The organism is Streptomyces sp. R-07, from assembly GCF_049913175.1.
In the GTDB taxonomy this organism is placed as follows: domain Bacteria; phylum Actinomycetota; class Actinomycetes; order Streptomycetales; family Streptomycetaceae; genus Streptomyces.
On the sequence record NZ_CP183978.1, the window covers coordinates 6,444,847 to 6,460,429 of the forward strand.

Sequence of the window (15,583 nt, forward strand, 5' to 3'; positions counted from 1 at the left end):
TCACACCCCACCTGGCAGAATCGGAGCCGATGAGTACCTACCGTGACCTCGCCCACCGGGGAGCCGCCCGCGGGACCGTGCTGCGCACCGTCGGCACCCGGGAGCGGCGCTCCCACCTGACGGCGCCCCGGGTGCCGACCGTCGGCATCGACATCGGCGGTACGAAGGTGATGGCCGGCGTCGTCGACGCCGACGGCAACATCCTGGAGAAGCTCCGCACGGAGACCCCGGACAAGTCCAAGAGCCCCAAGGTCGTCGAGGACACCATCGTCGAACTGGTCCTGGACCTCTCCGACCGGCACGACGTGCACGCCGTCGGCATCGGCGCCGCCGGCTGGGTCGACGCCGACCGGGCCCGGGTCCTCTTCGCCCCGCACCTCGCCTGGCGCAACGAACCCCTCCGCGACGCCCTCCAGGGCCGCCTCGCCGTCCCCGTCATGGTCGACAACGACGCCAACACCGCGGCCTGGGCCGAGTGGCGCTTCGGCGCCGGACGCGGCGAGGACCACCTCGTCATGATCACCCTCGGCACCGGCATCGGCGGCGCCATCCTGGAGGACGGCCAGGTCAAGCGGGGCAAGTACGGCGTCGCCGGAGAGTTCGGCCACATGCAGGTCGTTCCCGGCGGTCACCGCTGCCCCTGCGGCAACCGCGGCTGCTGGGAGCAGTACAGCTCCGGCAACGCGCTGGTCCGCGAGGCCCGCGAGCTGGCCGCCGCCGACTCCCCGGTCGCGTACGAGATCATCGAGCGGGTCAAGGGGAACATCCCCGACATCACCGGCCCCCTCATCACCGAGCTCGCCCGCGAGGGCGACGCCATGTGCGTCGAGCTGCTCCAGGACATCGGCCAGTGGCTCGGCGTCGGCATCGCCAACCTCGCGGCCGCCCTCGACCCCTCCTGCTTCGTCATCGGCGGAGGCGTGTCCGCCGCCGACGACCTGCTCATCGGACCCGCCAGGGACGCCTTCCGCCGGCACCTCACCGGCCGCGGCTACCGCCCCGAGGCCCGCATCACCCGTGCCCAGCTCGGCCCCGAGGCCGGCATGGTCGGCGCCGCCGACCTCGCCCGGCTCGTCGCCCGCCGCTTCCGCCGCGCCAACCGGCGCCGGGTCGAGCGGTACGAACGGTACGAGCGCTACGCCCAGGCCCTGCGCAACGGAACCTCGGGCCGGGCCGCCCGTACCCCCGAGGACCCGCCTTCATGACCGTGCCCCACCAGTCCACCCCGCCCCGCACCCCGCAGGACAAGCTGCCCGAGGACCGCCGCCACATGATCCGCCGCCGCTGGCTGACGGCCGTCATCATCGTGCTCCTCGTCGGCATCCCGGCCGGCTACCTCGTCATCTCCGCCGGTCAGAGCCGCGACAGCGGCCGTGACAAGGAGCGCGAGTCCTCGGCGGCCGGCCTCCAGGACAACTGGCCCTCGCTGATGAAGCGCCGGGTCTTCGAGGTCCCGATCCCCTCCGGGGCCTGGGGCGTCGCCTACTACGAGACCAGCAACTGGAAGACCAGCCGGCTGTACGTCCAGTTCACGACGACCGCCGGCGGTCTCGACGCCTTCCTCGCCGAGTCCGGGACGGCCCGCTCCGCGCTCACCCCGGGCCGGATCACCGTCGGCGAGCGCGACGCCGACATCGCGGGCTGGACCTTCGCCGACGGCATGAGCTGGGCGGGCACCACCGTCACCCGCGAGGACCCGCGCCCGCGCACCGACATCACCGTCGACCTCACCGACCCGGCCTTCCCCCGGGTGTACGCGGTCTCCGCCACGAGCCCCTGACCTCGGGGATCCCCCGCCACCCGGATCGCGGCCCACACCTTCCTGGCCGCCGTGCCCTCCTGTTCGCCCTCGGCGCCTTCGCCCCGCTCGCCGTGCGCGACCAGCTTGTGAGGACCGGCCGTCCGGAGGCGTCCTCCGCCGAGGTCACGACCGCTTTCCGCCATCGCGCAAGACGTACTTTCACGCCAGAGCGGGATTCCGGCCAAGCTTCGACTGACGCATTGACGGCGCCTCCTTTCGTGTTCGTCAATTGTGGGGCGAGCGACCAGGGAGTTCGACCACTCCCGAAGTGAGCGTGGATATCCGACGGGGGCCGGGTATGAGACAGAACGCTTTTCAGTACGTGCTGGACCGGAGCGAATGCCATTACGCGGCGCGTTCCGTCATCCGGGCGTCACCGCCGAGTGTTTCCACCGCGACGCTCGAAGACCACATGGAACGCAGCTTTCCGTCCTTTCAGGCCGCCTTCGCGGAGTGTCTGACCGGCGAGGCCGACGGCTACGTCCTCGAACTGCCCGGTTGGGCGGGGGAGTCGCTGGAGCGGCTCGAGGAGACCACCGTCGAGGTCTTCGACTGGTACGGGGAGCGTGCGACCCCCCGCCGCCCGCGGGTGTCGCCGGAGGACGTCACGGACCCCAGCCACTGGTTCCAGTGGGGGGAGCACCGGGCGTTCGTCCTCTGCTTCGCCCCCTGCTTCGGCGAGGACCACGCCCGCTACGGGTTCGGCCGGCCCGAGACCTTCGTGATGTTCCAGCACGAGCGCGCCTTCCACCGCCGCCATCCGCAGCAGATCCCGGCCACCGTCCGCCAGGCCGTCCGCCGCACCTTCGACGAGGCCGGCCGGGGCTACGAGTACGACATCGGGGCGGTGCCCACCTATGACTGAACGGCAGGCCGGGGCCGCGCCCGGACGCGCCGGGCTCCTGGCCGAGCACCGGGACTTCGGCCGCGCGGACGCGATCCGGCGGCGCGCCCGGCACGTACTCGGTTTCACCCTCGCCGCCGCCCTGCGGCGCTTCGGCCACGGGGACGAGGTCACCGCCGATCCGGAGCTCGCCGAGGACCCGGCCGTATGGGCCGCGCTGCAGTCGATGTTCGACGGCCTGCACGAGCCGGTGGCCGAGCCGTCGTCGGTACTGGCCGCCGCGGTCGCGCCGCGGGCCGCCCGGCGGGAGGAGCTGTCGCCGACGGGCGCGGAGCCACCGCGGGCGCGCACGGCGGGGATCGGCGAGGCGGGGCGGCAGACCGTCTGGTTGTGGCAGGGCGTGTACGGGCCGCTGACCTCGGCCGTCGAGGCGGCATTCCGGCGGTACGCGCTCAGCGCGCCGACCTCGCGCGAGACACATTCCCGTGCCCTTTCCGCGGGGAACGGGGATTTCATGGTCAACACCCTCTACGCGGCCGGGGAAATCGAACGGAAAGCCGTGGAGACGGCGGCGGAACTGCTCCGCGCGGCCGTACCCGAGATCGCTCGGGAGACATTGCCGTTCATCGACGGAATCGCATTCTTCGACGGTGATCTCTTCGCCAGCGGAACGCTTCTCTCGCAGCCGAGGATCATCTTCGTCGAACGCCGCATGACCACCGACCCCGACCGTCTCGCCGAAGCCCTCCTGCACGAGGCCCTCCACCTCAAGCTCAACGCGCTCACCCTGACCCGCCCCGTCCACCGCGCGGGCGTGGTCGACGACAGCGCGCTGCTGCTGCCCATCCCCTGGCACCGGGACGCGTCCGGCGCGCCGCACCGGTGGCTGGCCAACCGGGCGCTGGCCGCCGCCCACGTCTACGTCCACCTCGTCGCGCTGTACGAGCGTCACGACCCGCCCGCCGGGAGCCGGGCGACCGGTCTGGCGGTCTGCCGCGAACGCGCCGCGTATCTGCTGGCGGAGCTGCTGGGGGACGCCTCCCGCGACCTGGGGCCGGCCGGCGTGCGGATGGCGCGGTGGCTGCGCGACGTCCTGGAGGACACGCCGCCGGACCACGGAGGCGCGGCGGTCGCGTCCGAGGACGCGGAGTCGCCGCCCGGCCTTCCGTTGCGCGAACGGGATCCCGAGCCGCCGCCCCGGCCGAGCACCGCCGCCGGCCTTCCCGCCGGCACCCTCCGCCGCAGCGCCCCGGGGCACCGGGCCTGGCGGCCGGAGCCCGACCTCGGCCTCGTGGCCACGGTCGAGCCGTGGGACGTGCACGTGCTGAACGCGTACCAGTGGACCTTCTTCACCGCGTGCGACGGGGTGGACAGCGGCCTCGCCGTCCGTTCCCTCCGAGCCGCCGCGCCCGGCTCGGCCGCCCCCACGGTGGCCCGGGCGCTCAGGGACCTGCTCGACACCGGCCTGATGGTCGTCGAGCAGCACCCCGGGACGCAGTCCGCGGGGGACGTACGGGAGGAACGGGGGAGGTGAACAACATGACCACCAAGTCCACCGACCAGGAGCTCGTGGCGAAGCTGGCCGAGGAGCTGTCCCTGGACGGCTTCGAGGACACGGACGAGGCGGCGGCCGAGGCCGTCAGCCTGGGCGGCGCGAGCTACGTGAAGATGCTCGGCCGTACCTGGACCGCCGCCTGACGCGCCGGTCACACCGGTGGTCCCGGCTCGCTCACTCAGCGGCCGGGGCCACCACCGGCCCACCACACCGAGGACACGGACCACAGGGAAGAACGGGATGCGGACGACTCATCGCTGGCTCGACGAGGCCGGCCATGTCTACGTGGCCGAGGGGGGCCCGCAAGGGCAGTGCGTACGGCTCAACACCGCCGCCTCCAAGGTCTGGCGGGCGCTGCTCGCCGACGAGACCACCCCGGACGAACTGGAGGGAGGCGACCGGGAGTTCGCCCTCTCCCTGCTCGCCGACGGCGTGCTTCTCGCAGAGCGGAGCAACTGATGGCGCGGACCACTCCGGCGACGCCGAAGACCCCCGGTACCCGGCAGCGGCCGGAGGTCCTGCGGATCGCCCCGGCGCCCACCCCCGCCGAGGCCGCCGAGTTCAGCCCGGCCATGGCGTTCGTGAACCCGTCGGTCGGGTACTCGGACCGCCGCAAGTCCAAGCCGATCGGGCTCGCCTACGTGATGGCCTACCTGCGCTCCCACGGCCTGGAGAGCGAGGGCTTCGACTTCGGCGGCGCGCTCCGCGAGCCGGAGCGGCTCGCCGCCGAGCACCGGCTCGACACGTACGACATCGTGGGCTTCTCCGTCTACAACGAGTCCGCCGACAACGCCCTGCGGATGGCCGCCTGGATCAAGGAGCGCAACCCGGCCGCCCTGGTCGTGCTGGGCGGCCCGCACGCGACCGCGGTCGCCGACCACCTGGTCGCCGCGCACCCGCAGGTCGATCTGGTGGTGCGCCGCGAGGGCGAGGAACCGATGCTGGAGATCGCGCGACGGGTCGCCGCGCGTCGTCCGGTGACCGGCGTGCTGGGCACGACCTGGCGGGAGCCGACCGGGGAGGTGGCCTCGCGGGAGGACCCGCCGTTCATCGAGGACCTGGACACCCTGCCGTTCCCCGAAGCGCGGTTCACCTCCGACTCGGGATACCCGACCCTGTCGTACTTCGACGACGTCAGCGGCCGGCTCAAGCCCGCGCTGACCGTCAACACCAGCCGGAGCTGCCCGTACAACTGCTCCTTCTGCGGTGTGCTCACCATCGGGCGGCGCTACCGGACCCGCTCGCCGGAGTCCGTGGTCGAGGAGATCGACCACTTCCGGAAGCGGGACGGCATCCCGTACCAGCACATCTACTTCAGCGACGCCAACTTCTACGTCAGTCCGCGCCGTTCGCTCGCCGTCATCGAGGCGATCCACGCGTACGACCCCGAGATCACGGTCAGTTTCGGCACCCGCGTCAACCAGATCCTGCGCAGTGAGGACGTCCTGGCGCGGATGAAGGAGATCGGCCTGCGGTTCGTCGAGCTCGGTATCGAGAGCGCCTCGCCCACGATGCTGGAACGGCTGGCGAAGGGCGTGTCGCCGCAGGTCAACGTCGACGCCGTCCGCACGCTGCAACGGCTCGGGCTCGAGATCGTCGTCGACTTCATCATGTTCGACCCGGCCACCACCCTGGCCGATCTGCGCATGAACCTCGCGTTCCTCCGGCGGCTCGGCTTCTACGACTACGTCCCGCACGAGGCGATCTACACGACTCTCGTGCTCTATCAGGGCACCCCCATCCGCGAGTTCTACGAACGCCGGCAGGGCCGCGCCTTCGCACCCAACGAACTCCCCGACATCGTCGGCCTGTACGAGAACGACGACGTCGCCGCGGTCGCCGCCGGCATGCGCTGGTTCCGCCGCACCTGGCAGCCCGCCATCGACACCGCGCTCGCCGACGGCGAACTCTGCGCCGAGAAGTGGCGTTCGGGCGGCCGTACCGGCGACCGCCTCTCCCAGCTCCAGCTGGACCTCGTCGCCCTGCGGCACGTCCCCTACCTCTACATGCAGCACCTGGTGGAGGTGGCCGGTACCGGTCGTCTCGCGATCCAGGAGGAGTACGGTGCCCACCTGCCCACCACCGGGGACCCACGGACAGCCCTGCCCGAACTCCTCGCACGCGTCCGGGAGTCGGTGGGCGACGAGCGCTTCGAGCGGGACCCGTCGCTGCTCACCCGGTTCGCGTGACCCTGTCCTCGTGCATGACGTGTAAGGAAGACCTTGACCACTGATCTGCCGTCCCAGGAGCCGTCCGCGCCCGTCGGCGCGGACACCGGATCGCCGCCCGTGAAGGACCTGGCGGCGATCCGCCGCACGACCAGGACGTTCTACGGGATCTCGTACGTCGGCTACTTCATCGACTTCACCTGGGCCGCCACGTCCATCCTCTACTTCGCCGCCATCGGCCTGAGTCCGGGGGCGATCTTCGCCACGGTCGCGGTCGTGTGGCTCGCCGAGGCGGTCTTCGAGATCCCGACGGGCATGGTCGCCGACCTGCTCGGCCGGCGCAGCTCGGTCATCGCGAGCTTCGTGTTCCGGGCGGTGGGATTCGGGGCGCTGTTCTTCGCGCACGACCTGCCGGTCCTGCTGCTCGCGCACGTCCTGGTCTCCATCGGCACGACCTTCGAGTCGGGCGCCCTCGAAGCGTGGGCGGTCGACGAGAGCGAGCACTTCGGCGCGGACGAGACGGTCGACGCGCTGTTCACCCGCAGCCGCATCGCCTGCAACTCCGGACTGATCTCCGGCGTCCTGGTGGGCGCCGTCATCGGCACCCGGAGCCTGGCCCTGCCCTTCCTCCTGTCGGCGGTGGTGTGCGCGGTGACCGCGGCCGTCCTGCCCCTGGTCATGCGCGAGCACAGCCGGACCCCGCGCCCCGCCGGGCTCTCGCTGCCGACCGCCCTGCGGGAGAACCTGGGCGGGACCGGGGCGGCCCTGCGCGGGGACCGGGTGCTGATGCTCCTGGCCGGGGCGGTGGCCTTCGTCGCGCTGATGGGCAGCCTGCCGGGGGTGCAGTGGACGACCTATCTGGAGGGGCGGTTCACCGCCGGCCTGGTACTGCTCGGGCTCGTGCGCTGTGCCGGTCCGCTGGTGCAGATCCCGCTCCTCGACCTGGTGCGCAGACTGCGCACCAAGCGGGGCGTGGCCCGTCCGCCGATCGTGCTCGTCGCGTCGTTCGCGGCCGCGGCGCTGCTCCTGCTGACCGCGTTCAGCGGCGGTGCCTGGCAGGCGGTCGCGCTGTACGTGTGCTTCTCCGCGGCGTCGGGCGTGGCCGTCCCGGTCATCCAGGGCGCCGTCAACGACCGGCTCACCCACGCCAACCGGGCCACCATGCTGTCCTTCGTCTCCCTGGTGTCCGGGGCGGTGACCGGAGTCGGGCTCTTCGTCGTCGGATCGTTCGTGACCGCCATCGACTCGGTCACCGTCACCTGGTCGATCGCCGCGGCCGGGCTCGCCGTCGGCGGGGCGCTGACGGCCTGGCTCTGCGGCCGGAGCCGGTGAGCGCATGCCCCGGCCGGAGGAGGCGTACCTCGAAGCGCGGGTGCTGGCCCACCTCGGGCTCGGAGCGGACCCGGGACCGGTTCCCGCCTCCGCCTCCGGGGGCGTACGGCGGCTGTTGACCCACCTCGCACCGGACGTCCGCGGGGCGCCGCCCCCGCCGCTGCTCGCCCTGGACACCAGCCCCACCGCCGATCCGGCCGTCCGCAGGGCCGCCGTCGACCGGCGCCTCGCCGCGATGGACGCGGGGGAGCTGGCGGCCGGCTTCCTGGAGCGGCGGAGGACGGGCGACCCGTGGTGGGAGCGGGGCCGGCCGTTCCCCCTCACGTCGGGCACCCGGTCCCGGCTGCTCCGCTGCGGCGGCCCGGTGGAGCCCGTCGACGGGCTGTTGCGCCGCTGGTCCGGGGCGGGCCGGGACGAGGACGTGACCACCCCCGCGTTCAGGACCGCCCTCCGCGAGGGCCGCCACGGCGGGGTGGTCGCGCTGCCGCCCGCCGACACCCTGCTGCGGATCCTCGTCACCCGCCTGCGGCAGGCCGGGCTGCTGCCCCCGGAGCACCGGGTCACGCTGGTACGGAAGGTCTGGACGAGCGCCGTGGCGGTACCCGTACGGGTTCCCGGCCGCAGCGTCCTCGTCCTGTCCACCACCCCCGCCGTCCCCGCCCTCGCCCACCTCCTCCACGAGCTCGCCCACGTGGCCGAACACGCCCTGCGCGCACCGGACTCGACGCTGGAGAGCCGCTGGCGCTTCGACCCCGTCCGGTCCGAGGGGTGGGCACTGCTCCTGGAATCCCTGGCCACCGACCCGGAGTGGCTCGCGGCTCTCGGTCTCCCGCCCTCCTACACCGAAGCCGTACGCACCACCGCCACCTACACCGAACTCCTCGACCGCCAGATGTTCCGCGCGGCGGCGGCCCTCGACGACGAGCTGCCGCCCGACGCCACGCCCGCCGAGACGCTCGCCCTGGCCCGCGACCTCACCGCCCGCCTGCGCGTCGACCGCACCCCCCAAGCCCTGCTCCAGGACGCCGCCGACGGCCTCCAGCCCCGCGCCTACCTGGCCGGATTCGCCTGGCGCGACGAGGCCCTCCAGTGCCTGAGGGACGGCTGGGGTCCGCGCTGGTGGGCCGCCCCGGCGGCATGGACGGCCGTGACCGCCGGACTGCGCGGGGACGGCGACGCGCGGGCCGCCCTGGACGCGCTGGCATCCCGCACCGCGGCGGGTGTGGCGTGACCGCCGCCCCGGGACCCGTCGCGGCCCTCCTCGACGCCTGGGACGACAGTTCCCTCTACCCCGCCGCCCTGCGGGCCGGCCTGCTCCCGTACCTCCATACCCTGGGTCCCTGCGTCGCCGTGCGCACCCGCGACGGGGCAGGGGCGTGGGCCGTCGCCGGGCACCGCGCGCTGCGGGAAGCGGCGCTGAGACCACGGGACTTCAGCGGGGAACTGCTCGGTACGGCGATGGGCGACCCGTCCCCCGAGGAGACCGCCCTGCTGCGCCTCCAGCTCCCCGGACTGCCGGACGGCCCGCACGCCCGGATGCGGCGCGGACTCTCCGCCCCGCTGCGTACCGACATCGCCCGCGGGCTGAGCGAGCGGGTGAGGGAAGCCGCCGCAGCCCGTACGGCCACCGCAGCCCGTACGGCCGCCGCAGACCTCGTGCGGGACGTCGTCGTGCCCGTGGTGGCGGACGCGCTGGGCGAACTCCTGGGCGTACCACAGGGCTTGCGGGAGGAGTTCCGGTCCTGGTGCGTGGACAGCAGTGAGATGACGGCCGATCCCGAGGCCGAGGAGCGGGCCCTGCGCGCCTTTCTGCACCTCTGCGCGCGGCTGCGCCGGCACCGTACCGCCCGCCCCGCCGACGACCTCCCCACCGCGCTGGCCACCCGGCTGACCTCGTCCCCCGCCGAGTTCGCGCTCAACTGGGTCCTCCTCGTCAAGGCGGGCTTCGGGGCGACGGTCTCGGCCGGGGCCCAGCTGCTGCGGGCCCTGCCCGGGGACGGCGCGGCGGCCGGGGGCCTGCCCGCTCTCCTGGACGACACCCTGCGCCGCCATCCTCCTATCCTCCAGGCGCGTCGTACGGCCGCCCGTCCCACCGTGCTCGCCGGCCAGGACATCGCGGCGGGCGAGCGAGTCCTGCTGGTGTTCGCCGCCCCCGGCCACGGGCCCGGCCCGGTGCCGCACACCGCGTTCGGACACGGCCGCCACGCCTGCCCCGGCGCCCCCTGGGCCCGCGCCCTGCTCACCGGGCTGGCCGAGGGCGCCGCCCCGGCCGCCGCGCGCTGGCACCTGCCGGACACCGCGTCCGCGTACGCCACCTCCTTCTCGCAGGGACTGCGCACCCTCCCTGCCGAACCCGACTCCCGGTGCCCCGGTGGCGCCGGACCCGCGGCCCCCGCGCCCGCGCCGGCCGCACACCGCCCCGCCGACCCGAGGTCCACCAGATGAATCCGCGTACCACCGAACCGCGCCTGTCCGACCACGTCCGCGACCACGTGCTGTCGAAGGCGGCCGCACCCGTCCCCGACGCACCGCTCGTCCGCACCGGACCGGTGGAGGTGTGGGCGACCGCGCAGCCAGGGGTGCCGGGGACCACGCTGAGTACCGTCGGCGTGTCCGACACGGATCTCGCCTCGACGATCCGCCGGCGCACCGTACGGGTCGAGTTCCTCGCCCTCGCGGGCGACGACGCCTGGCAGCCCGTCCTGACCGCAGCCTTGGCCCAGGTCGCCGAGGACTGCCTCGCCTCCGGCGTGGTCGTCAACCGGGGCTCGGCCGTGCGCTGCCGTCCGGAGGTCGCCGCCGCCCTGGGCGCCGACCATCTCTACGTGAGCCGGGCCGTCTACCACGACCGGTCGTTCGGGCAGGTCAGAGCGGCGGGCCGACGGGTCGAACTCTGGTGGCTCTTCCCGCTCCGCCCCGAGGAGGAGCGCTACCTCGCCGCGAACGGCTGGGAGCGCTTCGAGGACCTCGTCGTCGAGGCCCGCCCCGCCCTCGCCGACCCCGCCCGGCCGGCGATCCCCCTGCCCGCCCCCCGCCCGAGGCGGACCGTGTGAGCGCCGCCCCGCCGCCCTCCGCGCCGGCCCGGCGCACCCTCATGCGCTGGGACCTGGCCGCGCCGCCGTGTCCGTACCCGCTGCCCGGCCCGTACCGAGCCGCCCCCGTCACCCCGGCCGACGCCGCGCTTCTCGGTGCGCTGTCCCACCGCGCGTACCGGGGCGGGGTGGACGACAACGGCGAGTCCGCGGACTGGCACCGGGCCGAGATGACCGCCGCGCTCGCGGGCGAGTTCGGCGCGGTGGACTGGCGGGCGACGCGAGCCGCCTGGTACGGCACCGCACCGGCCTCCCTCTCCCTCGTGACCCACTGGAAGTCCCGCCCCCTCGTGGCCTTCGCCCTCACCGACCCCGCGCACACCTCCCGGGGCCTGGCGAGAGCCCTCCTCACCCACAGCGCGACGACCCTCCGCGCCGCCGGCGCATCCGAACTCACCCTGGTGGTCACCGAAGGCAACCCCGCCGCCCGCCTCTACACCCACCTGGGCTTCGCTCCGGCCGGCTGAGTCCCGTCCGGCCGTCCTGCGCTCGGCCCCGCTCGACGGATTCCTTCTGGAGACGTACGGCGCTGCGTCGTGTCCCTGCTGTCCCGGCCGGTTCTGGACCTGACGCCCGGCCGAGGGACAGGAGCCGCTAGGTTCGACCCGGCGGCGTGACGAACGGTGAGAGATGAGAGGGTCTAGCGGGTGAGTGAGACACCACCGAACACCCTGCAATACCGCGTCGACGGGCGAGAGGACGCCCCGGTCCTGGTCCTCGGGCCATCGCTGGGCACCACGTTCCACATGTGGGACCGGCAGATACCGGAGCTCACCCGTGACTGGCGCGTCGTCCGCTTCGACCTGCCGGGGCACGGGGGCGCCCCCGCGGAGCCCTTCACCTCCGTCGCCGAGCTCGGCGACCGGCTCCTCGCCACCCTCGACGAGATCGGCGTCCAGCGCTTCGGCTACGCGGGCTGCTCCCTCGGCGGCGCCGTCGGCCTCGACCTGGCCCTCCGCGCGCCGCACCGGGTCGCCTCCCTCGCCCTGGTCGCCACCTCGCCCCGGTTCGGCACCGCCGACGAGTTCCGCCAGCGCGGTGTCATCGTCCGTGCCAACGGTCTGGAGCCGATGGCCCGCACCGCCCCCGAGCAGTGGTTCACCCCGCTGTTCGCCGGCGCGCAGCCCGCCATCGTCGACTGGGCCGTGCAGATGGTCCGGACGACCGACCCCGGCTGCTACATCGCCGCCTGCGAGGCGCTCGCCGTCTTCGACGTCCGCGAGGCCCTCGGCAGCATCGGCATCCCCGCCCTCGTCCTCGTCGGCTCCGAGGACCAGGTCACCGGCCCCGCCGAGGCCCGCACCCTGGTCGCCGGCATCGCCGACGCCCGGCTGGCCGTCGTCCCCGGCGCCTCCCACCTGGCCCCCGTCGAGCAGCCGGCCGCCGTCACCGACCTGCTCACCGAGCACTTCTCCGGCATCGCCCCGGAGGCGAGCGGCACCCTGGCCGTGCCCCCGCCGCCCGCGCCGCCCGTCCCCGCCGCCGAGCCCGCGTCCGCCGCCCCGGACGCCGGGCCCGCCGAGGCCGGCCGCCCCGACCCGTACGAGAGGGGGCTCGGGCTGCGCCGCGAGGTCCTCGGCGACGCCCATGTCGACCAGGCCCTCGCCGACGACGCCGACGGGGCCTTCCAGGAGCTCGTCACCCGCTATGCCTGGGGCGAGGTCTGGAGCCGCGAGGGGCTCGACCGGCGCATGCGCAGCGCCGTCACCCTCACCGCCCTCATCGCCGGTGGTCACCGGGAGGCCCTCGCCGACCACACCCGCGCCGCCCTCCGCAACGGCCTGTCGCCGGAGGAGCTCCGTGAGATCGTCCTCCACGCGGGCGTGTACTGCGGCCTCCCGGCCGCCGAGACGGCGCTGGGCGTGGTCGCCCGTGCCATCGCGGAGGAGACGACGCCCCCGGCGTAGCCTGGGCCCGTGAAGCTGACGAAGAAGTCCCACGCCTGCGTGCGGCTGGAGAAGGACGGCCGCACGCTCGTCCTCGACCCCGGCATGTTCACCGAGGAGGACGCCGTCCTCGGCGCCGACGCGCTGCTCGTCACCCACGAGCACCCCGACCACTTCGACGAGGGCCGGCTGCGCGCCGCCCTGGACGCGGATCCGGCCGCCGAGATCTGGACGCTGCGCAGCGTCGCCGACCGGCTCTCGGCGGCCTTCCCGGGGCGGGTGCACACCGTCGGGCACGGCGACACCTTCACGGCGGCCGGCTTCGACGTCCAGGTCCACGGCGAGCTGCACGCGGTGATCCACCCGGACATCCCGCGCATCACCAACGTGGGGTACCTCGTCGACGGGGCGGTCTTCCACCCCGGCGACGCGCTCACCGTGCCCGACCACCCGGTCGACACGCTGCTGCTGCCCGTCATGGCCCCCTGGAACAAGATCTCCGAGGTCATCGACTACGTGCGCGAGGTCAAGCCGCGCCGGGCGTACGACATCCACGACGCCCTGCTCACCGACCTCGCCCGGCCGATCTACGACCGCCAGATCGGCGAGCTCGGCGGCACCGCCCACTCCCGGCTGGCTCCCGGCGCGTCCGCCGAGCTCTGAGCGGTGCGGAGCCCGACTGTCACACCCCGCCAGTAGGCTTGCGCACATGCGCATCGCCACCTGGAACGTCAATTCGATCACCGCCCGGCTGCCCCGGCTCCTGGCCTGGCTGGAGAGCAGCGGCACGGACGTGCTGTGCATCCAGGAGACCAAGTGCACCGCCGCGCAGTTCCCCACCGAGGAGCTGCGCGCCCTGGGCTACGAGTCGGTGGTCAACGCCACCGGGCGGTGGAACGGCGTGGCCCTCCTCTCCCGGGTCGGCCTCGCGGACGTCGTCACCGGCCTGCCCGGCGGCCCGGAGTACGACGGGGCGGAGGAGCCCCGGGCGATCTCCGCGACCTGCGGCCCGGTCCGCGTCTGGTCGGTGTACGTGCCGAACGGCCGCGAGGTGGCCCACGAGCACTACGCGTACAAGCTGCGGTGGCTGGAGGCCCTCAAGGCGGCGGTCGCGGCGGACGCGGCGGGGGAGCGCCCCTTCGCGCTCCTCGGCGACTACAACATCGCCCCGGCCGACGAGGACGTCTGGGACATCGCCGTCTTCGAGGGCGCCACTCACGTGACGGAGCCGGAGCGGGCCGCGCTCGCCGGCCTCCGCGAGACCGGTCTCACCGACGTGGTCCCGCGCCCCCTGAAGTACGACCACCCCTTCACGTACTGGGACTACCGCCAGCTCTGCTTCCCGAAGAACAAGGGCATGCGCATCGACCTGGTCTACGGGAACAAGCCCTTCGCCGAGGCGGTCTCCGACAGCTTCGTGGACCGCGAGGAGCGCAAGGGCAAGGGCGCCTCGGACCACGCGCCCGTCGTCGTCGACCTCGACGTCTGACGCCGGTCGCGATGATCACCGCGCGCCGGGTGGTCCACCCCGAGGTGACGGTGCGACGCTGTTCGGATGAACATTCCCTTTCTGGACAGCTGGCGAAAGCGGCATGAGCCCGAGTCCGCGGACTCCCCCCTGGCCGGGGCCTTCGACCGCGACCCGGAGGGGGTGGCGGAGCTCCTCTCCGAGTGCGAGCTGCTGCGTACCCGTGTCGAGGAGGCCGGGGTGGCCCTGGACGACACCCCGCGCTCCCTCGAGGAGCTCGACCAGCTGCCGCCCCGCTGGCGAAACGATCCGGAGGAGCTGCCCTGGTTCGGGAACGACGCGGGGCTGTACCTCGGCACCGTGATCGTCCGGAACGTGCCGGGCGCCCGGTGGCAGGTGTGGCCCGGTGGCGGCCCCGTGGTGCGGCTCGCGTCCGGCCGGGAGATCCAGGTCGTCGAGGCCGGTCTCGACTGGGCGATGACGGGCGCGCCGCAGCTCTCCCAGGTGTACGCGGAGGCCTCCGAGTACTGAGTCCCCACCCGCCCGGCACGAGGTCCGGGCCACCCTTTTGCAGTAAATACGGCTTATTCCTGTTTCATGCGTGTCGGGCGTGAAGTCCCTTTTTCTCATGGATAGTTTGCGCTGACCGTGACACCGCTGAGAAACGGGGCAGGGCAGCGCATGGCCGTCGTCGATCCGCTGATCGAACTGCGTGGCGTCAACAAGCACTACGGCACGCTGCACGTCCTCCAGTCCATCGACCTCACCGTCGGACGCGGGGAGGTGGTCGTCGTCATCGGTCCCTCCGGATCCGGCAAGTCCACCCTGTGCCGCGCGATGAACCGGCTGGAGAGCGTCGAGTCGGGCGAGATCGTCATCGACGGCCGGCCGCTCCCCGAGGAGGGCAAGGCGCTCGCCCGGCTGCGCGCCGAGGTCGGCATGGTCTTCCAGTCCTTCAACCTCTTCGCGCACAAGACCGTCCTCGCGAACGTCTCCCTCGCACAGATCAAGGTCCGCAAGCGCAAGAAGGAGGAAGCGGACCGGCGTTCACGCGAACTGCTCGAACGGGTCGGACTCGCCGCACACGCCGACAAGTACCCGGCCCAGCTCTCCGGCGGCCAGCAGCAGCGCGTCGCGATCGCCCGCGCCCTCGCCATGGACCCCAAGGTCCTCCTCTTCGACGAGCCGACCTCCGCGCTCGACCCCGAGATGATCAACGAGGTCCTGGAGGTCATGCAGCAACTCGCCCGCGAGGGAATGACGATGGTGGTCGTCACCCACGAGATGGGCTTCGCGCGCTCCGCCGCCAACCGGGTCGTCTTCATGGCCGACGGGAAGATCGTCGAGGACCGCACGCCGGAGGAGTTCTTCACCGCCCCGCGCAGCGAACGCGCCAAGGACTTCCTCTCCAAGATCCTCAAGCACTGACCGGGGTGG

Annotated in this window: 17 protein-coding genes; all 17 read left to right on the forward strand. The window is 73.4% G+C overall.

Features of this window, described 5'->3' with window-relative positions; genetic code table 11:
• Window positions 1-29 precede the first annotated feature (29 nt).
• The 17 genes from ACN9M0_RS29585 to ACN9M0_RS29665 all read left to right on the forward strand — a co-directional run bounded on the left by ACN9M0_RS29585 (window position 30) and on the right by ACN9M0_RS29665 (window position 15,574).
• Window positions 30-1,205: an ROK family glucokinase gene (locus tag ACN9M0_RS29585; protein WP_366039614.1), complete on the forward strand. Its 1,176-nt coding sequence runs from the start codon at window positions 30-32 to the stop codon at window positions 1,203-1,205.
• The gene (locus ACN9M0_RS29590) at window positions 1,202-1,780 is read left to right on the forward strand and encodes a hypothetical protein (protein WP_366039613.1); all 579 of its coding nucleotides are present in this window, start codon (window positions 1,202-1,204) and stop codon (window positions 1,778-1,780) included. Before ACN9M0_RS29585 ends, ACN9M0_RS29590 begins: the two co-directional genes overlap by 4 nt.
• A gap of 433 nt (window positions 1,781-2,213) precedes the next feature.
• Window positions 2,214-2,666 carry a hypothetical protein gene (locus ACN9M0_RS29595; RefSeq protein ID WP_366039612.1) on the forward strand — a complete coding sequence of 151 codons (453 nt, stop codon included), beginning with the start codon at window positions 2,214-2,216 and terminating at the stop codon, window positions 2,664-2,666.
• Window positions 2,659-4,179, forward strand: a complete 1,521-nt coding sequence (locus ACN9M0_RS29600) for an aKG-HExxH-type peptide beta-hydroxylase (protein WP_426404478.1) — start codon at window positions 2,659-2,661, stop codon at window positions 4,177-4,179. The genes ACN9M0_RS29595 and ACN9M0_RS29600 overlap by 8 nt, the downstream gene beginning before the upstream one ends.
• Window positions 4,180-4,184: 5 nt before the next feature.
• Window positions 4,185-4,343: a hypothetical protein gene (locus ACN9M0_RS29605; RefSeq protein ID WP_366039609.1), complete on the forward strand. Its 159-nt coding sequence runs from the start codon at window positions 4,185-4,187 to the stop codon at window positions 4,341-4,343.
• Window positions 4,344-4,440: 97 nt separating this feature from the next.
• Window positions 4,441-4,659: a hypothetical protein gene (locus ACN9M0_RS29610; protein WP_366039608.1), complete on the forward strand. Its 219-nt coding sequence runs from the start codon at window positions 4,441-4,443 to the stop codon at window positions 4,657-4,659.
• A complete protein-coding gene (locus ACN9M0_RS29615) occupies window positions 4,659-6,389 on the forward strand; it encodes a B12-binding domain-containing radical SAM protein (RefSeq protein ID WP_426404479.1) in 1,731 nt (576 codons plus the stop codon). The genes ACN9M0_RS29610 and ACN9M0_RS29615 overlap by 1 nt, the downstream gene beginning before the upstream one ends.
• A 33-nt stretch (window positions 6,390-6,422) precedes the next feature.
• Window positions 6,423-7,700: an MFS transporter gene (locus tag ACN9M0_RS29620; RefSeq protein WP_366039606.1), complete on the forward strand. Its 1,278-nt coding sequence runs from the start codon at window positions 6,423-6,425 to the stop codon at window positions 7,698-7,700.
• 4 nt (window positions 7,701-7,704) lie between these two features.
• A complete protein-coding gene (locus ACN9M0_RS29625; RefSeq protein ID WP_426404480.1) occupies window positions 7,705-8,931 on the forward strand; it encodes a hypothetical protein in 1,227 nt (408 codons plus the stop codon).
• The gene (locus ACN9M0_RS29630) at window positions 8,928-10,145 is read left to right on the forward strand and encodes a hypothetical protein (protein WP_426404481.1); all 1,218 of its coding nucleotides are present in this window, start codon (window positions 8,928-8,930) and stop codon (window positions 10,143-10,145) included. The genes ACN9M0_RS29625 and ACN9M0_RS29630 overlap by 4 nt, the downstream gene beginning before the upstream one ends.
• Window positions 10,142-10,753 carry a suppressor of fused domain protein gene (locus ACN9M0_RS29635; protein ID WP_366039603.1) on the forward strand — a complete coding sequence of 204 codons (612 nt, stop codon included), beginning with the start codon at window positions 10,142-10,144 and terminating at the stop codon, window positions 10,751-10,753. The genes ACN9M0_RS29630 and ACN9M0_RS29635 overlap by 4 nt, the downstream gene beginning before the upstream one ends.
• Window positions 10,750-11,259 (forward strand): GNAT family N-acetyltransferase, encoded by a 510-nt coding sequence (locus ACN9M0_RS29640; RefSeq protein WP_366039602.1) that lies wholly within the window; start codon window positions 10,750-10,752, stop codon window positions 11,257-11,259. Before ACN9M0_RS29635 ends, ACN9M0_RS29640 begins: the two co-directional genes overlap by 4 nt.
• A 180-nt stretch (window positions 11,260-11,439) precedes the next feature.
• A complete protein-coding gene (locus tag ACN9M0_RS29645; RefSeq protein WP_426404482.1) occupies window positions 11,440-12,699 on the forward strand; it encodes an alpha/beta fold hydrolase in 1,260 nt (419 codons plus the stop codon).
• A gap of 9 nt (window positions 12,700-12,708) precedes the next feature.
• A complete protein-coding gene (locus ACN9M0_RS29650) occupies window positions 12,709-13,341 on the forward strand; it encodes an MBL fold metallo-hydrolase (protein ID WP_366039600.1) in 633 nt (210 codons plus the stop codon).
• Window positions 13,342-13,387: 46 nt separating this feature from the next.
• On the forward strand, window positions 13,388-14,167 hold the full coding sequence (locus ACN9M0_RS29655) for an exodeoxyribonuclease III (protein WP_366039599.1): 780 nt from the start codon (window positions 13,388-13,390) through the stop codon (window positions 14,165-14,167).
• A 66-nt stretch (window positions 14,168-14,233) separates the two neighbouring features.
• Complete coding sequence (locus ACN9M0_RS29660) at window positions 14,234-14,677, forward strand: DUF6278 family protein (RefSeq protein ID WP_366039598.1); 444 nt, start codon at window positions 14,234-14,236, stop codon at window positions 14,675-14,677.
• Window positions 14,678-14,827: 150 nt separating this feature from the next.
• On the forward strand, window positions 14,828-15,574 hold the full coding sequence (locus tag ACN9M0_RS29665) for an amino acid ABC transporter ATP-binding protein (RefSeq protein WP_366039597.1): 747 nt from the start codon (window positions 14,828-14,830) through the stop codon (window positions 15,572-15,574).
• Window positions 15,575-15,583: the final 9 nt, after the last annotated feature.